Source organism: Streptomyces sp. NPDC091209, assembly GCF_044757755.1.
Classification (GTDB): Bacteria; Actinomycetota; Actinomycetes; order Streptomycetales; family Streptomycetaceae; genus Streptomyces.
In genome coordinates this window covers 126,346-146,331 of sequence record NZ_JBIVVR010000019.1, presented here as the reverse complement: position 1 = coordinate 146,331, position 19,986 = coordinate 126,346, and the positions used below count along the sequence as shown (strand labels likewise).

Here is a 19,986-nt window from a genome sequence, read left to right as displayed (position 1 = left end):
AGTCTTGAGCCCATGCCTGAACGCCGTACCGTCGCACTCGTCACCCTTGGCTGCGCCCGTAACGAGGTGGACTCGGAGGAGCTCGCAGGCCGCTTGGAGGCGGACGGCTGGCAACTCGTGGAGGACGCCGAACAAGCGGATGTCGCCGTCGTCAACACCTGTGGCTTCGTCGAAGCCGCCAAGAAGGACTCCGTCGACGCCCTCCTCGAAGCCAATGACCTCAAGGGGCACGGCAGAACCCAGGCCGTCGTGGCCGTGGGCTGCATGGCCGAGCGGTACGGCAAGGAACTCGCCGAAGCGCTCCCCGAGGCCGACGGCGTGCTCGGCTTCGACGACTACGCCGACATCTCCGACCGCCTCCAGACCATCCTCAACGGCGGCATCCACGCCTCCCACACCCCGCGCGACCGGCGCAAGCTGCTGCCGATCAGCCCGGCCGAGCGGCAGAGCGCCGGCGAGGAAGTGGCCCTTCCCGGCCACGGCACCCCCTCCGACCTCCCCGAGGGCGTCGCCCCCGTCTCCGGCCCCCGTGCGCCCCTGCGGCGCCGTCTGGACGGATCCCCGGTCGCCTCGGTGAAGCTGGCCTCCGGCTGCGACCGCCGCTGCACGTTCTGCGCCATCCCGTCCTTCCGCGGTTCGTTCATTTCGCGCCGCCCCAGCGACGTCGTGAACGAGGCCCGCTGGCTCGCCGAGCAGGGCGTCAAGGAGGTGATGCTCGTCTCGGAGAACAACACCTCGTACGGCAAGGACCTGGGTGACATCCGTCTCCTGGAGACGATGCTGCCCGAGCTGGCCGAGATCGACGGCATCGAGCGCGTGCGGGTCAGCTACCTGCAGCCCGCCGAGATGCGCCCCGGACTCATCGACGTCCTCACCTCGACACCGAACGTCGCGCCCTACTTCGACCTGTCCTTCCAGCACTCCGCGCCCGACGTGCTGCGCTCGATGCGCCGCTTCGGCGACACCGACCGGTTCCTGGAACTGCTCGACACCATCCGTTCCAAGGCCCCGCAGGCCGGCGTGCGCTCCAACTTCATCGTGGGCTTCCCCGGCGAGAGCGAGGCCGACCTCGCGGAGCTGGAGCGCTTCCTCACCGGAGCCCGCCTCGACGCGATCGGCGTCTTCGGATACTCCGACGAGGACGGCACCGAAGCGGCGACGTACGAGAACAAGCTGGACGAGGACGTCGTCGCCGAGCGCCTCGCGCGCGTGTCCCGGCTCGCCGAGGAGCTGGTCGCCCAGCGGACCGAGGAGCGCGTGGGCGAGACCGTGCACGTGCTGGTGGAGTCCCTCGACGGCGAGGAGGGCGCCTACGGCCGCGCCGCGCACCAGGCGCCGGAGACGGACGGCCAGGTGCTGTTCACGAGCGGCGAGGGTCTGACCGTCGGCCGTATCGTCGAGGCCAAGGTGGTCGGTACAGAAGGTGTCGACCTGGTGGCCGAGCCGCTTCCGGGCTCGCTCGCGTGTACCGAGGAGGCGGCCAGATGACCGGAGTCCCGGCATCCGCGGCAGGCGGCTCCCCGGGCGCCAAAGGCGCGACGGGCGCCCCCGGCGCATCCGGTACTCCCGGCGTCTCCGGCACTCCGGGCGCATCCGATGCTCCGGGGGGCGCGAAGCCGGCGCGGGGCGGGAAACTGGGCGCTGCGGCCGTCAATCAGGCCAGTCTCTGGAACATCGCCAACATCCTGACCATGATCCGGCTCGTCCTCGTGCCGGGCTTCGTGGCGCTGATGCTGGCCGACGGCGGATACGACCCCGCCATGCGTGCCTGGGCCTGGGCGGCCTTCGCCGTCGCCATGATCACGGACATCTTCGACGGCCACCTGGCGCGCGCGTACGACCTCGTCACCGACTTCGGGAAGATCGCCGACCCCATCGCCGACAAGGCGATCATGGGCGCGGCGCTGGTCTGCCTGTCCGCCCTCGACGATCTGCCCTGGTGGGTCACCTTGGTGATCCTCGGGCGCGAGCTGGGCGTCACCCTGCTGCGCTTCGTCGTGATCCGCTACGGAGTCATCCCGGCGAGCCGCGGCGGCAAGCTGAAGACGCTGGCCCAGGGCACGGCGGTCGGCATGTACATCCTGCCGCTGACGGGCGCGCTGGCCACCCTGAGGTTCTGGGTGATGGGGGTCGCGGTCATTCTGACCGTGGTCACCGGACTCGACTATGTGAGACAGGCCATTGTGCTGCGCCGCCGCGGAATCGCCGAGCGGCGGGCGGCCGCCGCGGAGGCCGAGCGGTGACTTCCACGGCCGCCGAGGTGGTGCGACTACTCACGGTGAGGGGCGAGACCCTCGCCGTCGCCGAGTCGCTCACCGGTGGCCTGGTGGCGGCGGAGATCACCGCGGTGCCGGGTGCCTCCAAGACGTTCCGGGGCTCGGTGACGGCGTACGCCACCGAACTGAAACACGAACTGCTGGGCGTCGACGTCACTCTCCTGGCCGAGCGCGGAGCGGTGGATCCGCAGGTCGCGGCACAGATGGCGGCCGGGGTGCGCAAGGCGCTCGGCGCCGACTGGGGGATAGCGACCACCGGTGTCGCCGGTCCCGACCCCCAGGACGGGCAGCCGGTCGGTACGGTCTACGTGGCCGTCGACGGACCCTCCGAAGCACCTTTCATCACCGCCCGTGGCGGGAAAGTGGTGCCGCTGCGGTTGAACGGCGACCGGGCGGAAATCCGTATGGAGAGTGTACGCAGCGTACTCGCGCTGCTCCTTCAGGAGCTCGCGGGCGAACAGACCGGGAATGAGCGGGCACAGGATACGGAACAGAACGGGGGGTTTTGATGTTTGCAGCCCTGAGTGAACACGACATCGCTCCCCGCACGGCCGCGGCGCAAGGCGGTACGGTGGGGCGTGAAGGATGCGGCTACGCGGTCCGAGGAGGGAGCCACCGATGATTCTGCTCCGTCGCCTGCTGGGTGACGTGCTGCGTCGGCAGCGCCAGCGCCAGGGCCGTACTCTGCGCGAAGTCTCCTCGTCCGCCCGAGTCTCACTCGGCTATCTCTCCGAGGTGGAGCGGGGGCAGAAGGAGGCATCCTCCGAGCTGCTCTCCGCGATCTGCGACGCGCTGGACGTACGGATGTCCGAGCTCATGCGGGAAGTGAGCGACGATCTCGCCCTCGCCGAGCTGGCACAGTCGGCTGCGGCCACCGCACCGGTGTCCGCACCGGTGCGTCGCCCGATGCTCAATTCCGTATCGGTGACCGGTGTGCCACCGGAACGAGTCACGATCAAGGCGCCTGCCGAAGCGGTCGACGTCGTCGCCGCCTGACGCTCACCAGCTCGCGTTTCCTGAGCTGAGAACGCGTGACGAGAAGCCCCGGCCGGGGCTTCTCCGGGGAGACCTGGAGGAGCCGGGCCGGGGCTTTCGCGTTCCACGGCGTCCCGCGTGGGTCCATTTGCCGGTATCCGGCGCGGCCTCCATGGTGGAGGGACGCGGTGAGGCCCGTTGCGCGTGCCGTCGGCGCGCCCTGCTCGCGTGTGAGATCGGCGGCCCGGTGCCGCGCCCGGAGGAGGGACCATGGCAGGGCGAACAGTGCGCCGGGGGGCTGCCCTGGTGTTCGGCGCGCTGTGGTGGTTCAGCGTGCTCCGGCTCGTGCTCGTGCCGGATGCCGGGGTGCTCGAAGGGGCGGTCGCCGCGGGCGGGTGGGGCCTCAGCCTGCTGCCGGTCCACTGTGTGCCCAAGTCCCGCGCGGTCGGCGCCGTGGGGTCGGACCGCTGGCGCGAGCGCTGGCGGGAGGTCCGGCGCCGACGGGCGAGCGGCGGGGCGCGGGCTACCAGGGCATGGCGACGCCGCCGTTCGGGCGGAGGATCTGACCCGTGGTGAACGCCGAGGCGTCCGATGCCAGGTACAGCACGGCGTGGGCGATGTCCTCGGGTTCCCCGACGCGGCCCAGCGGTGACAGGCGGGCCATGAACGCCTCGGTGTGCGCCTGCCGCTCACCGTGACGGTTGGTCATGGGGGTGCGGATCCATCCGGGCGCCACGGCGTTGACGCGAACGCCGTGCGGTCCGATCTCGGTCGCCAGCGTCCGCGTCAGCTGGACGACGGCCGCCTTGGCCGCGCTGTAGCACAGCAGGCCCGGACCGCCGGTGTCGATCGCGCCCGAGGCCATGGTGACGATGCTGCCCCGGACGCTGTTCGCGATCATGGAGCGAGCGGCCTCCTGGCAGGCGTACAGCACCCCCTTGAAGTTGACGCTCAGCACCCGGTCGAGATCCTCGTCCAGCGTCTCCAGGACCGGGCTGCTGTGCATGATCCCGGCGATCGCCGCCATGACGTCGACACGGCCGCACGACGCGACGGCCTGCTGGAGCCGGGCGCGGTCGGTGACGTCGAGGGGGTGGCTGTGGGCGGTGCCGTCCTGGCCCTTGATCAGCGTCGCCGTCTCGTGCAGGCCCTGCTCGTCGACGTCCGCGCAGTGCACGGTGGCGCCCGCCTCCGCGAGCAGGAGGGCCGCCGCGCGGCCGATGCCGCCGGCCGCGCCGGTGACGAACGCGGTGCGTCCGGTGAGGTCGTACGCGGGGAGGGCCATGAAGGGACGGTACGAGGGTTTCTGACGGGGCGTCAATTGGTCGCGCGGGACTTGATGCATGGTCGGGCGGGACTTGGTACGTGGTCGCGCGGGACTTGATACGTGGTCCGGCGGGACTTGGTACGTGGTCGGGCACGCGGTCCGGTGCTCGCTTCGACGCCCGCTCGGATCGGGGCGGACGCGCTGCTCGATGCGGGCCCTAGCGGTTCCGGCCGCCGGGTGCCGGGGACGCGTACCCGGTGGGGCGGTGCGCCGTGGCGGTGCGGGGGCCGCCCGGCGGTGGGGTGGGGCCCGTCTGGCAGCGCGGGCACCAGTACGTGGGGCGCTCGCGGGAACCGTCGCCCTGGTCGCCCGAACGGATCGGCGTCGCACAGCGCAGGCAGGGGCGCGTGGCGCGGCCGTACACGAAGAGGTTCTGGTCGCGGAGCCCGGTGGTGACGCGGACCGGACGGTCGCGGTTGAACTCCAGCAACTTCTTTGCGAGGAGCGGCAGTTGGACGGCACGGTCGGTGGGCAGGGCGCTGACGGGGAGCCAGGGGGTGACGCCGAGCAGGAAACACAGCTCGCTCTTGTACACGTTGCCGATGCCGGCGAGGTTCCGCTGGTCGAGCAGGGCCTCGCCGAGGGGGCGGCCGGGGTCGCGCAGGAGGTTCTCCAGGGCCTTGCCCGGGTCCCAGTCCGGACCGAGGAGATCGGGGCCGAGGTGACCGACCGCGCGGGCCTCGTCGGTGGTGCGGAGCAGTTCCAGTACGGGCAGGCGGTAGCCGACCGCCGTGCGGTCCGCCGTGCCGAGGATGGCCCGGATCTGGTGGGCGGGACCCCCGCTCCAGCGTCGGCCGGGCTCGTACACCTTCCACGAACCGTCCATCCGCAGATGCGAGTGCAGCGTCAGACCGCCCTCGATCCGGGTGAGGAGGTGCTTGCCGCGCGGGGTGACGTCCAGGACGGCGCGACCCGTGAGGTCGGCCGTGGCGTACCGCGGCACACGCAGGTCGGAACGGGTCAGGACCTTGCCCGCGAGGGCTGCGTGCAGCCGGCTCGCGGCCTGCCGGACGGTGTCTCCTTCGGGCATGACTCCAGGGTGGCACGGGTGGGGCCGGCCGGTCAGGCGCGCAGGCGGAGTCCGCGCGGGGTGGCGATGAAGCCCGCTCCTTCCAGGAGGGCGCCGAGGGGGGAGGTGAGAGCCGAGGCGCCGTTGACGCGCTCGACGGTGACGGTGCCGAGCGAGCCGGCGCGGGCGGCCGCGGCGAGGGCGTCCGCCGCCGCACGCAGGCGCGTGTCCTGCGCGGCCGAACCGTCCGGGTCCGCGGGCCAGGCCAGCAGGGTCTTGCCGCCGCGCTCCATGTAGAGAGCCAGCTCACCGTCGACCAGGACGACCAGGGAACCCGCCTTGCGGCCCGGCTTGTGGCCCGCTTCGGTCGGGGACTCGGGCCAGGACAGGGCCGCGCCGTAGGCGTTCGCCGGGTCCGCGGCGGCCAGAACGACGGCCGGGGCGGCGGTACGGGTCCGGGGACGGGCGCCCGGGAAAACCGAACCGCCGGGATGGCCGGAGCCGTTCGCCGGGTACGGCGAGCCGCTGCGGTTGGACGGGGCGTTCCCGCGGTGCGAGGCGTCGGGGTGGGGGGAGCCGGGCGGGAAGGCGGAGTCGGCGGAGAAGGTGTGGTCGTCCCCGAAGTCGAAGCCGAAGTCGAGGGCGGTTCCGGGGCCGGGGCGGGATTCGGGGCCAAGGCCGGGGCCGGACCCCAGAGCGAGGTCGGGATCGGCGTCGAGGGTGGGGCCGGGGGTGGGGTCGTTCAGGGAACCCGGATCGTCCGCGACATCGGGCCGGTCGACGAAGTCGTCCCCTCGGCCCGTGCCGTCGAAGCCCGAGCCCGAGCCCGAGTACGGGAAGACGGAGGTGTCCGGGAAGCCGTGTGCGGCGGGGGAGTTGTCCGGGAGGGCCGGGTCGGGCAGGGCGGCGCCCCGGTCCCGTGCGTTCGCCGCCGCGCGGAGCCGGTCCACCGCGCCGTCCATCGCGAACTGGGCGGCGCCGAGACCCTCGACCACATAGCCGCGCCGCGCCTGGCCGCTGTCCTCGAAGGCCGACAGGATGCGGTACACCGCGGAGAAGCCGCCCTCGACGCCCTCCGCCGCGACGGCGCCCCGGGTCACCACCCCATGCCGGTCCAGCAGCGTGCGGGCCAGGGCATGGGCGCGCACGGTGGGGTCGGGTTCGCGCTCGGGCAGCAGTGACCAGCGGCCCGCGACGGTGGGGGGACCGGTCCGCGACTGGGGACGGGCCCCTCCCGTCGGAGAGCCGTAGCGCCCGCGGGGGACCGAGCGCTTGGCGCGGTGGGCCGTGGACCCCGCGGTGCGGCCCGATCCCAGGAGGGAACGCATGGGGGCGAGCGTGTCGTTCGTGAGGCGCCCGGACCAGGCCAGGTCCCAGATCGCGTCGGCGAGCTGCGGATCTGTGGCGTCGGGGTGCGTGGTGGCGCGGATCTGGTCGGCGATCTGACGGAAGAACAGGCCGTAGCCACCGGAGAGGGCGTCGAGGACCGACTGATGCAGCGCGGTCGGCTCCAGCGGGTGCGCGGCCGGCAGGAGCAGAGGGGCGGCGTCCGCCAGATACAACGAGACCCAGCCGTCCTTGCCCGGCAGTGAACCCGCCCCGGCCCAGAGGATCTCCCCGGCGGCCGTCAGCTCGTCGAGCAGCGCGGGTGTGTAACCGGCGACCCGGGACGGCAGGACGAGCTTCTCCAGCGCGGACGCCGGCACGGACGCGCCCTGCAACTGCTCGACGGCGCGCACCAGCCCGTCGATGCCGCGCAGCCCGTGACCGCTGCCCACGTGCTGCCACTGGGGCAGGAACTGGGCGAGCGCGGCGGGCGGGACGGGCTCGAGTTCATGACGCAGCGCCGCGAGTGAACGGCGGCGCAGCCTGCGCAGAACCGCCGCGTCGCACCACTCCTGGCCGATGCCCGCCGGATGGAACTCCCCCTGGACCACCCGGCCGCTCGCGGCGAGCCGGTGCAGCGCGCCGTCGGTGACGGCCGTACCGAGACCGAAGCGGGCGGCGGCCGTCGTGGAGGTGAACGGCCCGTGGGTGCGCGCGTACCGGGCGAGGAGATCGCCGAGCGGATCCTTGACCGGTTCGGTGAAGGCTTCCGGGACGCCGACCGGCAACGCCGTGCCGAGCGCGTCGCGCAGCCGGCCCGCGTCCTCGATGGCCGCCCAGTGGTCGGCTCCGCCGATCCGGACCCGGATGGCGCGGCGGGCGGAGGCCAGCTCCTTGGCCCATCGCGGCTCCGCGCCCCGCTCGGTCAACTCGGCATCCGTGAGCGGCCCCAGCAGACGCAGCAGGTCGGCGACACCCTCCACGTCCTTGATGCGGCGGTCCTCGGTGAGCCACTGGAGCTCGCGCTCCAGGTCGGTCAGGACGTCGGCGTCCAGGAGCTCGCGCAGCTCGGCCTGGCCCAGGAGCTCGGCCAGCAGACGCGAGTCCAGTGACAGCGCGGCGGCCCGCCGCTCGGCGAGCGGTGAGTCGCCCTCGTACAGGAACTGCGCGACGTATCCGAAGAGCAGGGAGCGGGCGAAGGGGGAGGGCTCGGGGGTGGTGACCTCGACGAGCCGTACCTTGCGCGACTCGATGTCGCCCATCAGTTCCGTGAGGCCCGGGACGTCGAAGACGTCTTGGAGGCATTCGCGTACCGCTTCCAGAACGATCGGGAACGAACCGAACTCGCTGGCCACCTGCAGCAGTTGAGCGGCGCGCTGCCGCTGCTGCCACAGGGGGGTGCGCTTGCCGGGACTGCGGCGCGGCAGGAGCAGGGCGCGGGCGGCGCACTCGCGGAAGCGGGCGGCGAACAGGGCCGAACCGCCGACCTGGTCCGTGACGATCTGGTTGACCTCGCCCTTGTCGAAGGCGACGTCCGCCGCGCCGACGGGCGCCCGGTCCGCGTCGTACTCCGTGCCCGCCTTCGTGGGTGCCTGGTCGAGCAGGTCCAGGCTCATGAGGTCGGCGTCGGGCAGCCGCAGCACGATGCCGTCGTCGGCGTGCATGACCTGGGCGTCCATGCCGTACCGCTCGGAGAGCTTGGCGCCCAGGGCGAGGGCCCAGGGGGCGTGGACCTGGGCGCCGAAGGGCGAGTGCACGACGACCCGCCAGTCGCCCAGCTCGTCGCGGAACCGCTCGACGACGATCGTGCGGTCGTCCGGGATGTGGCCGCACGCCTCGCGCTGTTCCTTCAGGTACGCGATGACGTTGCCGGCGGCCCAGGCGTCCAGGCCGGCGGCGAGCAGGCGCAGGCGGGCGTCGTCCTCCGGGAGCGAGCCGACCTCGCGGAGGAACGAGCCCACCGCGCGCCCCAGTTCGAGCGGACGTCCGAGCTGGTCGCCCTTCCAGAACGGCAGTCTGCCGGGGACGCCGGGCGCCGGGGAGACCAGGACCCGGTCCCGGGTGATGTCCTCGATGCGCCAGGAACTGGTGCCGAGGGTGAACACATCGCCCACCCGGGACTCGTAGACCATCTCCTCGTCGAGCTCGCCGACCCGGCCGCCGCCCTTCTTGGGGTCGGCCCCCGCGAGGAAGACCCCGAAGAGCCCGCGGTCGGGGATGGTGCCCCCGGAGGTGACGGCGAGACGCTGGGCGCCGGGGCGGCCGGTCACCGTGCCCGTGACGCGGTCCCACACCACGCGGGGCCTCAGCTCGGCGAAGGCGTCCGACGGATAGCGGCCCGCGAGCATGTCGAGCACGGCGGTGAACGCCGATTCCGGGAGCGAGGCGAAGGGGGCCGCCCGGCGGACCGTGGTGAGCAGGTCGTCCACCTGCCAGGTGTCGAGCGCGGTCATGGCGACGAGCTGCTGGGCCAGCACGTCCAGAGGATTGGCGGGGACCCGGAGGGACTCGATGGAGCCGGTGCGCATCCGCTCGGTGACCACGGCCGCCTGCACCAGGTCGCCCCGGTACTTCGGGAAGACCACGCCGGTGGAGACCGCGCCGACCTGGTGACCCGCGCGGCCCACACGCTGCAGCCCCGACGCCACGGACGGCGGTGACTCGACCTGGATGACGAGGTCCACCGCGCCCATGTCGATGCCCAGTTCGAGGCTGGAGGTGGCGACCACGGCGGGGAGACGGCCGGCCTTCAGGTCCTCCTCGACCTGTGCCCGCTGCTCCTTGGAGACCGAACCGTGGTGGGCGCGGGCGATGACCGGCGGTGCCCCCTGGGCCGCGCCCGAGCCGCCCATCAGCTCGGCCGGGGCATGCGCCTCCTCCAGGGGCTCGCCGGTCGCCCGTTCGTAGGCGATCTCGTTGAGCCGGTTGCACAGACGCTCGGCCAGGCGGCGCGAGTTGGCGAACACGATCGTCGAGCGGTGGGACTGGACGAGGTCGGCGATCCGCTCCTCGACGTGCGGCCAGATGGAGGGCTTCTCCGCGCCCTCCTTGCCGTCGGAGGCCGGGGAGCCGCCCAGCTCGCCCAGGTCCTCCACCGGGACGACCACGGAGAGGTCGAACTCCTTGCCGGAGGGCGGCTGGACGATCTCCACCTTGCGCTGCGGCGAGAGATACCGCGCCACCTCGTCCACGGGACGCACCGTCGCGGAGAGGCCGATACGCCGGGCGGGCTTCGGCAGCAGCTCGTCGAGGCGCTCCAGGGTGAGCGCGAGATGGGCGCCGCGCTTGGTGCCCGCGACCGCGTGCACCTCGTCCAGGATCACCGTCTCGATGCCCGTCAGCGCGTCGCGGGTGGCCGAGGTCAGCATCAGGAACAGCGACTCGGGGGTCGTGATCAGGATGTCCGGCGGGCGGGTGGCCAGCGCCCGGCGCTCGGCGGGCGGCGTGTCGCCGGAACGGATGCCCACCTTCACCTCCGGCTCCGGCAGCCCGAGCCGCACGGACTCCTGCCGGATGCCGGTCAACGGGCTGCGCAGATTCCGCTCCACGTCGACCGCGAGCGCCTTGAGCGGTGACACGTACAGCACCCGGCAGCGCTTCCTCGGGTCCGCCGGAGGTGGTGTCGAGGCCAGCTGGTCGAGCGCGGCGAGGAACGCGGCCAGCGTCTTGCCGGAGCCGGTCGGGGCGACGACCAGCACGTCCGAGCCCGCACCGATGGCCGCCCATGCCCCGGCCTGGGCCGCGGTGGGCGCGGAGAAGGCCCCCGTGAACCAGCCGCGGGTCGCGGGGGAGAAGCCGTCGAGGGCCCGGTGTGCGGAGCTGACCATGCGTCCATCCTGCACCCGCCCACTGACAATCGCGCTGACCTGCGAGAACGCAGCGAGAACGCCGGGTGGGAGCAGTGCGGGGCAGGTCGGCGCCCGACGGCGCACAGCGGACCGCAGTGGGGCGAGAATCGGCCCGGCGGGCGTCGGCGGCGGGTCCCGGCACGGTGGCGGAGAATGAGGGAGTGGCAGGTTCGGGGCAGGAGCGGGCGCGGCACTGGCGGTACGCGGAGCTGCCCGGTGTCGATCTGCTGCGGGCCCGCTACGTCGAGAAGATCTTCGTGCGGCACACCCACGAGAACTTCGTCATCGCCGCTGTCACCGAGGGTGTCGAGGTCTTCCACCACGGCGGCGCCGACCAGTACGCGGGCCCGGGCTCGCTGGCACTCGTCAACCCCGACACCCCGCACACCGGGCGCGCGGGCGTACCCGAAGGCTGGAAGTACGGCGCCGTGTACCCCTCGCCGGACATGGTGGCTGAGATCGCCGCCGAGACCACCACCCTTCGCGGCACCCCCGGATTCACCCGTCCGGTACTCGACGACCCTTACGCGGCGGGCCTGGTCCACCAAGTGCTCCGGGCCGCGGAGGAGGGCAACGCGCTGGCCGCCGACACCCTGCTGCGGGTCGCCGTGACCCGGCTGCTGCGCCTGAACGGAGGGCCGCTCCCGCAGCGGGCCGTGCGTACCGCGGGCGCCCGTCTCGCGGCACGCGCGCGTGCCGTGCTGGAGGAGCGGATGGCCGAGCCGCCGACCCTGGAGCGGCTCGCCGCCGACCTCGGCACCAGCTCGTTCGCCTTGCTGCGCGCGTTCCGGGACGCCTACGGCATGCCGCCCCACACCTGGCTGACCGATGCGCGGGTACGCCGGGCCCGCCACCTTCTGGACGCCGGTTCCGCGCCCGCCGAGGCGGCCGTCGCCGTCGGCTTCACCGACCAGCCGCACCTCAACCGCCACTTCAGCCGGATCGTGGGCGTCCCTCCGGGCGCCTACCAGCGGGAGCGCAAGAACGTACAAGACACGGAGGGGCGACTCCTCGTACCGTCCGAGGCGTGGTACAACAGACAGCTCTCGCAGACATACGCAGTGAAGAAGGCGGAAAACCCGACGCCGCCGTCGTCCGCGACGCCCTCGGAGTCGGGGTCGCCGTCGGACTGTCCGGTTTCGCCTTCGGGGTGACCTCGGCCGGCAGCGGGCTCACCCTGCTCCAGACCTGCGCCCTCAGCCTCCTGGTGTTCACCGGGGCGTCGCAGTTCGCGCTCGTGGGCGCGCTCGCGGCCGGGGGCAACCCGCTCACCGCCGCCGCGGGCGCGTTCTTCCTCGGGGTCCGCAACGCCTTCTACGGGCTGCGTCTGTCCCAGCTCCTCGCCCTTCCGCGCGCGGTGCGCCCGTTCGCCGCGCAGTGGGTGATCGACGAAACCACGGCCGTCGCGCTCGCGCAGCGCACCCGCCGCAGTGTCCGCATCGGCTTCACCGTCACCGGCCTGTCCCTCTACCTGCTGTGGAACCTCACCACCCTGCTCGGCGCGGCCGGCGCCGAGGCCATCGGCGACACCGACGCCTGGGGGCTCGACGCGGCCGGGCCCGCCGTGTTCCTGGCGCTGCTCGCGCCGATGCTGAAGACCACCACGGAACGCGCCGTCGCGGGAATCGCCGTCCTTCTGGGGCTCGGTCTGCTGCCCGTGCTGCCCGCCGGAGTGCCGGTGCTGGTGGCCGCCCTGGCCGCTCCCGCCGTGCTCTACGTGACCGGGCGCCACGGCGCGACGACCGCCGCCGACGTCTCGGCCGGCGTGTCGAACGAGGCACCGGCCGGTGCGGTGAACACGCCACCGGCCGGCGACCAGAACGACGTGTCAGACGTTTCGTACGCATCAGGGGAAGACCGTTGAACATCTGGATCGCCATCGTCGCCACCGCCGTCGGCTGTTACGTCCTCAAACTCGTCGGTCTGCTCATCCCCGCGGGCGTACTGGAGCGGCCGCTCGTGCAGCGCCTCGCCGCCCTGCTGCCCGTCGCGCTCCTGGCCGCCCTCACGGCCCAGCAGACCTTCGCCGAAGGGCATGTCCTCGTCGTCGACGCGAAGGCCGCCGGGCTCGCCGCGGCCGCCGTGGCACTCATCCTGCGCGCCCCGTTCCTGGTGGTGGTCGCCGCCGCCGTGGTGGTGACGGCAGGAGTCCGCGCGATCACAGGCTGACACCTGGAGGGGCGGGCCCGGAACCCGCGCGCGCCGGCTTGGCACGCGGGCACGCGGGCACGCGGGCACGCGGGCACGCGGGCACGCGGGCACGCGGGCACGCTGGGTGCTGGGCAGGGCCCCGGGCCGGCGGTGACCTCAGGTGATGGACCGGCCGTACGCCCGGAGTGTGCGCAGTGCCTCGATCGTCACCATGGGGCGGCACTCCAGGGCGGTGCCCGGTGCCCACTGACGCCATCGGATCGGCCACCCGCCGTCCTCCCGCTGCTCGTCCGCGAGGTGGTCCAGCGAGCGCGCCATCTCCTCGTCGGTGAACCACGCGCGCGCGAGCGAGTCCGGGGTCCGCGCGTAGTCGTGCGGGAAGTGGTGCTCCCCCGGCGCGTAACCGGGCGGGACGGGGTACGCCTCCAGGCGTCCGGGGTCCAGCGCGGCGAGCCGCTGCTCACGGACGAGGCGGCCCAGCCGGTCGGCGCTCGCCTCCGCGCGCGGGCGGTCGGTCGCGGAGTCCAGGAAGGCGACCGCCGCCTCGACCTCGTACGGATGGGACTTCTCCAGGGACTCGACCTTCTGCCAGCAGAAGTCGGTGGCCCGGAACAGCCAGGCGTTCCATACCTCGTTGCGGTGCAGCAGGCCCACCACCGGGCCGGTGGCGAGGAGTTCGCTCGGCGGGTCGTCGACGATCGGCACGAACGGGGCCGTCGGATAGCCGCGCTGGCTGGGACGGATGGCGGGCAGCGCGCCGTCCGCCGTCGACACGGAGGTCAGATAACGGCACACCCGCTCCACGCGCTGCCCGTCGCAGCGGCCGATCGAGTCGAGCACACGCAGCGCGTGCCCCGTGTGCAGCGGCTGGCTGACGGGGCCGCGCAGATCGGGTTCGAGCGCGTGACCGTACCCTTCGTCGTCGTTGAGGTAGGCGGCCAGCGCGGTCTCCACCGCGTCGGCGCCGCCGCCCAGGAAGTGGTAGGCGAAGCGGCGCTGTTCCAGCACCCGCGCGGTGAGCCAGACGAAGTGCTCGGCGCGGGCGAGTGAGGAGTGCGCGGGGGGCGTCTGGGGGAGTGGAGATGCTCCGGTTTCGGCCATGCGTCAGACCGTAGGGCGGAAAGCGGTCTCGGCACGTGGTCCCGGCGCGGGCCCACTCTCAGGGGCGGGATACTGGAGTCATGCGGTTGACGGTCTTCTGGCAGCGAATGGCTGATCACTTCGGCGCGGGGTACGCCGAGACGTTCGCGCGCGATCATGTGATGACGGAACTCGGCGGGCGCACCGTCCACGAGGCGCTGAACGCGGGCTGGGAGGCCAAGGACGTGTGGCGCGTGGTGTGCGCGACCATGAACGTTCCGTACGAAAACCGCTGAAGCGGACCGAAGACCGGGGGGACGTGGACCCGGTGTCGGTGGCGTGGGCCAGACTTGCCGGGTGGCCCCGACAGACGAGAACACGCAGGTCGATCACCAGGCATCACCATTGGGCACGACGCCGCCCGAACCGCCGGGCGGGGACGCGGCCGGGCAGGGCGCGCGCATGCCGCGCTGGCTGCCGCGCGCCATGGTGCTGGCGCTCACGCTCATAGCCCTGTTCCAGCTGGGCAGTTGGGCGTTCCATCAGCTCACCGGCCTGCTGATCAACATCCTGATCTCGTTCTTCCTGGCGCTCGCGATAGAACCCGCGGTCAGCTGGATGGCCTCGCGGGGCATGCGCAGAGGGCTGGCCGCCTTCCTCGTCTTCCTGGGCTCGTTGATCATGATCGCCGGTTTCATCACCCTGCTCGGGTCGATGCTCGCGGGCCAGATCATCAAGATGATCGAAGGGTTCCCCGACTACCTCGACTCCGTCATCAACTGGGTCAACACGCACTTCCACACCGAGCTGAGACGGGTCGACATCCAGGAAGGCCTGCTCCACTCCGACTGGCTGCGGAAGTACGTGCAGAACAGCGCCACCGGCGTCCTGGACGTGTCCGGGCAGGTGCTGGGCGGCCTCTTCCAACTGCTGACGGTGGCGCTGTTCTCGTTCTACTTCGCCGCCGACGGGCCGCGACTGCGGCGCGCGCTGTGCTCGGTGCTGCCGCCGGCCCGGCAGGCCGAGGTGCTGCGCGCCTGGGAGATAGCCGTCGACAAGACCGGCGGCTACCTGTACTCACGTGGTCTGATGGCGCTGATCTCGGGCGTGGCCCACTACATCCTGCTGGAGGCGCTGGGCGTGCCCTACGCGCCCGTGCTCGGTGTGTGGGTGGGGCTGGTCTCGCAGTTCATCCCGACCATCGGCACCTATCTCGCGGGCGCCCTGCCGATGCTGATCGCCTTCACGATCGACCCCTGGTACGCGCTGTGGGTGCTCGTCTTCGTCGTGGTCTACCAGCAGTTCGAGAACTACGTGCTGCAGCCCAAGCTGACCTCCAGGACGGTGGACATCCACCCGGCGGTCGCCTTCGGATCCGTCATCGCGGGCACGGCGCTCCTCGGAGCCGTCGGCGCGCTGATCGCCATCCCCGCCGTCGCCACCCTCCAGGCGTTCCTGGGGGCGTATGTGAAGCGTTACGAGGTGACGGACGACCCGCGCGTGCACGGGCACCGCACGCGCGGCTCGGCAGGCGTCCTCGCGCGCGTGCGGCGGCAGTTCGGCGGGTGAGCGGGTCCCCGCCGCGCGGTCACCAGGTGAGGACGGCGTGGACACCGGCGACGACGACGGCCGCCGCGTAGCAGCCGACGGCTCCGTACACGACCCGCTCCTTGACCGTGTCGCTCCACCGGGTGCGCGACAGCAGCCAGGCCAGCGCGGGCAGCACCAGGACGGCGTGCAGACTCACGCCGTGCAGCGGCTTGAGCGGAGCCGTCGAGTGGTACGCGGCCTCTTGGTGGCCGGTCCGGGTGAGGACGACCCCGCGCGCGATCATCGCGGCGCCCGAGGCCAGCGCGACGAGCAGGATCGCGAACCCCGAGCGCACGGCGAGCGGCATGCCGACGGGGCCCGTGGGCAGGCTCCGGAACGAGGCGACGGCGAACAGGGTCAGCACCACGACCAGGACTCCGCCGCCCACCGCGAGCATCATGGACACCGCCGTGTCGAAGCCGGTCTCCATGTTGAGATGTGAGGGCACCCGGCGCCACGCCTGGAGGGTGATCCCGCCGACCTCCACCACGCAGTCCGCGGCGAACACCACGAGCAGTGCGGTGCGCGGCCTCGCTTCCACGCGCACGTACGACGTGACCCAGGTGATCGCGATCAGGGTCAGCCCGAAGGAGAACCCGAAGGTGACGGGCTTGCGCCAGGAGACGGGGCCGTCCCACGGGCCGCCGTCGACGGCGAAGACCAGCAGATGCAGGAAGCCCGAGAGGACGAGCAGGGCGCCCGTCGCGCAGCAGAGCCACTCGGCGGGCCGCAGCGAGGGCTTCGTCGGTATCAGGGGGCGGGTCCTCGTCGTTCGCATGGCGCACAGCCTGCCGGACGGGCCGGGTGGCGTCGTCGTCCGGCCGAAGGCACTGGCGGTACGCCGGGGAGAGTAGACCGGGCTGGGAGTGAGCGCCGGCTCCGGGACGGGAGCAGGGGCCCGTGCGGGTGCGGGTGCGGGGTCCGGGGCAGGTGCGGGACCGGGTGCCGGGACGGGTGCGGGACCGGCCCGGTGGGATCTTCGGGGCGTTGTCGGAGCGTGAACGTAGTCTCGGAGGTGCCGCGTGGTGCGCTTGACACGAAAATCGAACATCCATTCTTATGGAGATTCCGGCGGAGCTCTCGACGGGGGATTCGGCACGGTTTCGACGGAGATGTGCCCGAGTTATCCACAGGCCGGACGGGCGTCGGGGCGCATTGTCAGTGGCAGGCGTTAGCGTCTTTGACGTGAAGCGATCGACTCAAGCAAACCGGGTGGAACCCATGGCAGGAACCGACCGCGAGAAGGCGCTCGACGCCGCGCTCGCGCAGATTGAACGACAGTTCGGCAAGGGTGCAGTGATGCGCCTGGGCGAGCGGCCGAATGAGCCCATCGAGGTCATCCCCACCGGGTCGACCGCGCTCGACGTCGCGCTCGGCGTCGGCGGCCTGCCGCGCGGCCGAGTGGTGGAGGTGTACGGCCCGGAATCCTCCGGCAAGACGACCCTGACCCTGCACGCGGTGGCGAACGCGCAGAAGGCCGGCGGCCAGGTGGCGTTCATCGACGCCGAGCACGCCCTCGACCCCGAGTACGCGAAGAAGCTCGGCGTCGACATCGACAACCTGATCCTGTCGCAGCCGGACAACGGCGAGCAGGCCCTGGAGATCGTGGACATGCTGGTCCGCTCCGGTGCGCTCGACCTCATCGTCATCGACTCCGTCGCCGCCCTGGTGCCGCGCGCGGAGATCGAGGGTGAGATGGGCGACTCGCACGTGGGTCTGCAGGCCCGTCTGATGAGCCAGGCCCTGCGGAAGATCACCAGCGCGCTCAACCAGTCGAAGACCACGGCGATCTTCATCAACCAGCTCCGCGAGAAGATCGGCGTGATGTTCGGCTCCCCGGAGACCACGACGGGTGGCCGGGCGCTGAAGTTCTACGCCTCGGTGCGACTCGACATCCGCCGCATCGAGACGCTGAAGGACGGCACGGACGCGGTCGGCAACCGCACCCGCGTCAAGGTCGTCAAGAACAAGGTCGCTCCGCCCTTCAAGCAGGCCGAGTTCGACATCCTCTACGGGCACGGCATCAGCCGCGAGGGCGGCCTGATCGACATGGGCGTGGAGCACGGCTTCGTCCGCAAGGCCGGCGCCTGGTACACGTACGAGGGCGACCAGCTCGGTCAGGGCAAGGAGAACGCTCGCAACTTCCTGAAGGACAACCCCGACCTCGCCAACGAGATCGAGAAGAAGATCCTGGAGAAGCTGGGCGTCGGTGTGAGGCCCACGGCGCCCACCGCCGAGCCGGGCGCGGACGCGGCGGTCTCGGCCGCCCCGGACGACGCCGCGAAGACGGTGCCCGCCCCGGCCGCCAAGACCACCAAGTCCAGGGCCGCGGCGGCCAAGAGCTAGGCCATGACGCGACGAACCGACTGGGCCGAGTACGCCCACCCCCTCACCCCCGGGGGGACGGGGCCGGGGTACGGCGGGGGAGACGGCGGTCCGGCCGGAGACGGTGACAGGTCGTACGGCGGTGCCGGGGGGTACGGCGGTCAGCCGTACGGCACCGACGGCGGGCTCTACGGAGCCGACGGTTTCCACGGCGTCGGTCCGGACGACGGTGATCCGGACGGCGGCGGTTCGACGGGCGGTGACGCGCGGTGGGGTGACGGCCTGCCGGGCGGTCACGGCGCGCCGGACACGGCCTCCCGGCGCGGTGGACGCGGTGAGGGCGGACCGCGTGCCGGACGGGGTCGTCGACGGCGTGGCGGCTTCGGCGAGCCGTCCGGCGACCCGCAGGACGGAGGCACCTCCTCCTCGTCGAGGGCCGAGAAGGGGGAGCCCCCGGGGGACCCGGCTGAGCGGGCGCGCGCGATCTGTCTGCGCCTGCTCACCGGGACCCCGCGCACCCGGAAGCAGCTGGCGGACGCGTTGCGCAAGCGCGAGATCCCGGACGAAGTGGCGGACGAGGTGCTGTCACGGTTCGAGGAGGTCGGGCTGATCAACGACAGCGCCTTCGCGGACGCCTGGGTCGAGTCGCGTCACCATGGCCGGGGGCTGGCCAGACGGGCGCTCGTCCAGGAGTTGCGGACCAAGGGCGTGGAATCGACGCTGATCGACGAGGCCGTCGGACAGCTGGACTCCGAGCAGGAGGAGGCGACCGCGCGTGAGCTGGTCGCCCGCAAGTTGCGCTCCACCCGCGGACTCGACCGCGACAAGCGGCTGAGACGCCTTGCGGGCATGCTCGCCCGCAAGGGCTACTCCCAGGGCATGGCCCTGCGTGTGGTCCGCCGGGCGCTGGAGGAAGAGGGCGAGGACACCGAAGGCCTCGGCGACGAGGGGTTCTGATCCCGCGGGCTTCGGCAGGAGCGACCCCGAGGGCTGCCGTATGACAACGGTTCGACCGGGTCACGGTCGCCATTGATGCCGTTGATGCAGTTTGTGAGGGCGGGCGGCGGTCAGGTCTCCGTGTCGGCGGCCGTCACCGGAAGGCCGGCGCTCTTCCACGCCTGGAAGCCGCCGACCAGATCGGTGGCCCGGTGCAGTCCCAGACGGCGCAGGGACTCGGCGGCGAGGCTCGACGCGTACCCCTCGTTGCAGAACAGCACGATCCGCAGGTCGTGGCTGGTGGCCTCCGGGACGCGGTGGCTGCCCGTGGGGTCGAGCCGCCACTCCAGTTCGTTGCGCTCGACGACGAGGGCGCCGGGGATCAGGCCGTCGCGTTCGCGCAGGGCGGCGTACCTGGTGTCGACCAGAAGGGCTTCGCCACGGCGTACGGCCTCGAAGGTCTCCTCGGCCCGCATCCGGTCCAGGCCCGCGCGGACCTGCTCCAGCAACGCGTCGATGCCCACGGGCTGCGGGGTGTTCACTGCCAGTCCTCCGGACGCTCGACGTGCTCCAGGCGCAGGATCTGGCCCGTACGGCTGTAGCGGCGGATCTGCGGGAGCGGCGGGTAGTAGGCGTGGACCGAGATCGCGTGCTCCTCGGCGGACTCGTTGAGCACCTCGTGCACATGATGACGGCCGAAGCCGCGGCCGCTGCCCGCGGGCAGCTTGCGCTGCCGGTCGATCTCCTCGGTGAGTTCCAGGGTCTTCCAGCCGTCGGCGGGCAGCCGGGCGGCGAGTGAGTTCTCCTTGAGCTCGCCGGACGCGGTGAGGAAGGCACCCACCGATTCGGCGTGGTCGTGCCAGCCGGTTCCGCTGCCCGGCGGCCAGCCGATGAGCCAGGCCTCGCTGCCGCCCGGGCCTTCGAGCCGCACCCAGGTGCGGCCCTCGGGGTCGAGCGGGAGCGAGGCGATCAGTTCGGCATCGGCCGCCGTACGGCGTACGAAGGCGAGCAGGTCGGCCTGGGTCGGGGTAGGGGGCCCGGCGAAGGCGGCGGCCTCGGCGGAGACGGGGGCAGACGTGGCGACAGCAGGGGACACAGACACGGGGACCGTCCTGAGAGTTCGCGAGAGGAGCGCGCGGCGGC

19 protein-coding genes are annotated in these 19,986 nt (G+C 72.3%); 12 read left to right on the top strand and 7 right to left on the bottom strand.

Going from position 1 to position 19,986, the window contains the following annotated elements; translation table 11 throughout:
- Positions 1–12: 12 nt before the first annotated feature.
- The 5 genes from rimO to ACIQRL_RS37510 all read left to right on the top strand — a co-directional run bounded on the left by rimO (position 13) and on the right by ACIQRL_RS37510 (position 3,827).
- Positions 13–1,488 (top strand): 30S ribosomal protein S12 methylthiotransferase RimO, encoded by a 1,476-nt coding sequence (gene rimO, locus ACIQRL_RS37530; RefSeq protein WP_401340197.1) that lies wholly within the window; start codon positions 13–15, stop codon positions 1,486–1,488.
- Positions 1,485–2,243 carry a CDP-diacylglycerol--glycerol-3-phosphate 3-phosphatidyltransferase gene (gene pgsA, locus ACIQRL_RS37525; RefSeq protein ID WP_401340195.1) on the top strand — a complete coding sequence of 253 codons (759 nt, stop codon included), beginning with the start codon at positions 1,485–1,487 and terminating at the stop codon, positions 2,241–2,243. The genes rimO and pgsA overlap by 4 nt, the downstream gene beginning before the upstream one ends.
- The gene (locus ACIQRL_RS37520) at positions 2,240–2,785 is read left to right on the top strand and encodes a CinA family protein (protein WP_401340193.1); all 546 of its coding nucleotides are present in this window, start codon (positions 2,240–2,242) and stop codon (positions 2,783–2,785) included. The genes pgsA and ACIQRL_RS37520 overlap by 4 nt, the downstream gene beginning before the upstream one ends.
- Positions 2,786–2,894: 109 nt before the next feature.
- Positions 2,895–3,272: a helix-turn-helix domain-containing protein gene (locus ACIQRL_RS37515; protein ID WP_401340191.1), complete on the top strand. Its 378-nt coding sequence runs from the start codon at positions 2,895–2,897 to the stop codon at positions 3,270–3,272.
- Positions 3,273–3,521: 249 nt separating this feature from the next.
- Positions 3,522–3,827: a hypothetical protein gene (locus tag ACIQRL_RS37510; protein ID WP_401340189.1), complete on the top strand. Its 306-nt coding sequence runs from the start codon at positions 3,522–3,524 to the stop codon at positions 3,825–3,827.
- On the opposite strand, the gene ACIQRL_RS37505 is transcribed toward ACIQRL_RS37510, so the two are convergent.
- The 3 genes from ACIQRL_RS37505 to ACIQRL_RS37495 form a co-directional block, all read right to left on the bottom strand.
- A complete protein-coding gene (locus ACIQRL_RS37505; protein ID WP_401340187.1) occupies positions 3,775–4,536 on the bottom strand; it encodes an SDR family NAD(P)-dependent oxidoreductase in 762 nt (253 codons plus the stop codon). The genes ACIQRL_RS37510 and ACIQRL_RS37505 overlap by 53 nt on opposite strands.
- A gap of 199 nt (positions 4,537–4,735) precedes the next feature.
- Complete coding sequence (locus ACIQRL_RS37500; protein WP_401340184.1) at positions 4,736–5,608, bottom strand: Fpg/Nei family DNA glycosylase; 873 nt, start codon at positions 5,606–5,608, stop codon at positions 4,736–4,738.
- A 32-nt stretch (positions 5,609–5,640) separates the two neighbouring features.
- Positions 5,641–10,740, bottom strand: coding sequence for an ATP-dependent helicase (locus ACIQRL_RS37495; RefSeq protein ID WP_401340181.1), 5,100 nt, complete (start codon positions 10,738–10,740; stop codon positions 5,641–5,643).
- Positions 10,741–10,922: 182 nt separating this feature from the next.
- On the opposite strand from ACIQRL_RS37495, the gene ACIQRL_RS37490 reads away from it, so the two are divergent.
- Genes ACIQRL_RS37490 through ACIQRL_RS37480 form a run of 3 tightly spaced genes read left to right on the top strand, consistent with a single transcriptional unit; the run spans position 10,923 to position 12,930 of the window.
- Complete coding sequence (locus ACIQRL_RS37490; protein ID WP_401340178.1) at positions 10,923–11,915, top strand: AraC family transcriptional regulator; 993 nt, start codon at positions 10,923–10,925, stop codon at positions 11,913–11,915.
- Positions 11,816–12,625: an AzlC family ABC transporter permease gene (locus ACIQRL_RS37485; protein ID WP_401340221.1), complete on the top strand. Its 810-nt coding sequence runs from the start codon at positions 11,816–11,818 to the stop codon at positions 12,623–12,625. Before ACIQRL_RS37490 ends, ACIQRL_RS37485 begins: the two co-directional genes overlap by 100 nt.
- Positions 12,622–12,930 (top strand): AzlD domain-containing protein, encoded by a 309-nt coding sequence (locus ACIQRL_RS37480; RefSeq protein WP_401340175.1) that lies wholly within the window; start codon positions 12,622–12,624, stop codon positions 12,928–12,930. Before ACIQRL_RS37485 ends, ACIQRL_RS37480 begins: the two co-directional genes overlap by 4 nt.
- 138 nt (positions 12,931–13,068) lie before the next feature.
- On the opposite strand, the gene ACIQRL_RS37475 is transcribed toward ACIQRL_RS37480, so the two are convergent.
- Complete coding sequence (locus ACIQRL_RS37475) at positions 13,069–14,013, bottom strand: hypothetical protein (protein ID WP_401340173.1); 945 nt, start codon at positions 14,011–14,013, stop codon at positions 13,069–13,071.
- A gap of 80 nt (positions 14,014–14,093) precedes the next feature.
- On the opposite strand from ACIQRL_RS37475, the gene ACIQRL_RS37470 reads away from it, so the two are divergent.
- Positions 14,094–14,288: a DUF3046 domain-containing protein gene (locus tag ACIQRL_RS37470; protein ID WP_266763371.1), complete on the top strand. Its 195-nt coding sequence runs from the start codon at positions 14,094–14,096 to the stop codon at positions 14,286–14,288.
- Positions 14,289–14,349: 61 nt separating this feature from the next.
- A complete protein-coding gene (locus ACIQRL_RS37465) occupies positions 14,350–15,561 on the top strand; it encodes an AI-2E family transporter (protein WP_401340170.1) in 1,212 nt (403 codons plus the stop codon).
- Between the two features lie 19 nt (positions 15,562–15,580).
- On the opposite strand, the gene ACIQRL_RS37460 is transcribed toward ACIQRL_RS37465, so the two are convergent.
- Positions 15,581–16,360 carry a hypothetical protein gene (locus tag ACIQRL_RS37460; RefSeq protein WP_401340167.1) on the bottom strand — a complete coding sequence of 260 codons (780 nt, stop codon included), beginning with the start codon at positions 16,358–16,360 and terminating at the stop codon, positions 15,581–15,583.
- 443 nt (positions 16,361–16,803) lie between these two features.
- On the opposite strand from ACIQRL_RS37460, the gene recA reads away from it, so the two are divergent.
- Together recA and recX are read left to right on the top strand one after the other, a co-directional pair.
- Positions 16,804–17,928, top strand: coding sequence for a recombinase RecA (recA, locus tag ACIQRL_RS37455; RefSeq protein ID WP_401340164.1), 1,125 nt, complete (start codon positions 16,804–16,806; stop codon positions 17,926–17,928).
- A gap of 3 nt (positions 17,929–17,931) precedes the next feature.
- The gene (recX, locus tag ACIQRL_RS37450; RefSeq protein WP_401340162.1) at positions 17,932–18,864 is read left to right on the top strand and encodes a recombination regulator RecX; all 933 of its coding nucleotides are present in this window, start codon (positions 17,932–17,934) and stop codon (positions 18,862–18,864) included.
- Between the two features lie 110 nt (positions 18,865–18,974).
- On the opposite strand, the gene ACIQRL_RS37445 is transcribed toward recX, so the two are convergent.
- Positions 18,975–19,385, bottom strand: coding sequence for a rhodanese-like domain-containing protein (locus ACIQRL_RS37445; RefSeq protein ID WP_401340159.1), 411 nt, complete (start codon positions 19,383–19,385; stop codon positions 18,975–18,977).
- The gene (locus ACIQRL_RS37440) at positions 19,382–19,945 is read right to left on the bottom strand and encodes a cysteine dioxygenase (RefSeq protein WP_401340157.1); all 564 of its coding nucleotides are present in this window, start codon (positions 19,943–19,945) and stop codon (positions 19,382–19,384) included. The genes ACIQRL_RS37445 and ACIQRL_RS37440 overlap by 4 nt, the downstream gene beginning before the upstream one ends.
- Positions 19,946–19,986 lie beyond the last annotated feature (41 nt).

What these genes read in the sequence shown, in the direction of transcription:
- rimO (WP_401340197.1), top strand. Translation starts at nt 13, where the DNA reads ATGCCTGAACGCCGTACCGTCGCACTCGTCACCCTTGGCTGCGCCCGT.
- recA (WP_401340164.1), top strand. Translation starts at nt 16,804, where the DNA reads ATGGCAGGAACCGACCGCGAGAAGGCGCTCGACGCCGCGCTCGCGCAG.
- ACIQRL_RS37470 (WP_266763371.1), top strand. Translation starts at nt 14,094, where the DNA reads ATGCGGTTGACGGTCTTCTGGCAGCGAATGGCTGATCACTTCGGCGCG.
- ACIQRL_RS37510 (WP_401340189.1), top strand. Translation starts at nt 3,522, where the DNA reads ATGGCAGGGCGAACAGTGCGCCGGGGGGCTGCCCTGGTGTTCGGCGCG.
- pgsA (WP_401340195.1), top strand. Translation starts at nt 1,485, where the DNA reads ATGACCGGAGTCCCGGCATCCGCGGCAGGCGGCTCCCCGGGCGCCAAA.
- ACIQRL_RS37460 (WP_401340167.1), bottom strand. Translation starts at nt 16,360, where the DNA reads ATGCGAACGACGAGGACCCGCCCCCTGATACCGACGAAGCCCTCGCTG.
- ACIQRL_RS37515 (WP_401340191.1), top strand. Translation starts at nt 2,895, where the DNA reads ATGATTCTGCTCCGTCGCCTGCTGGGTGACGTGCTGCGTCGGCAGCGC.
- ACIQRL_RS37505 (WP_401340187.1), bottom strand. Translation starts at nt 4,536, where the DNA reads ATGGCCCTCCCCGCGTACGACCTCACCGGACGCACCGCGTTCGTCACC.
- ACIQRL_RS37495 (WP_401340181.1), bottom strand. Translation starts at nt 10,740, where the DNA reads ATGGTCAGCTCCGCACACCGGGCCCTCGACGGCTTCTCCCCCGCGACC.
- ACIQRL_RS37475 (WP_401340173.1), bottom strand. Translation starts at nt 14,013, where the DNA reads ATGGCCGAAACCGGAGCATCTCCACTCCCCCAGACGCCCCCCGCGCAC.
- ACIQRL_RS37500 (WP_401340184.1), bottom strand. Translation starts at nt 5,608, where the DNA reads ATGCCCGAAGGAGACACCGTCCGGCAGGCCGCGAGCCGGCTGCACGCA.
- recX (WP_401340162.1), top strand. Translation starts at nt 17,932, where the DNA reads ATGACGCGACGAACCGACTGGGCCGAGTACGCCCACCCCCTCACCCCC.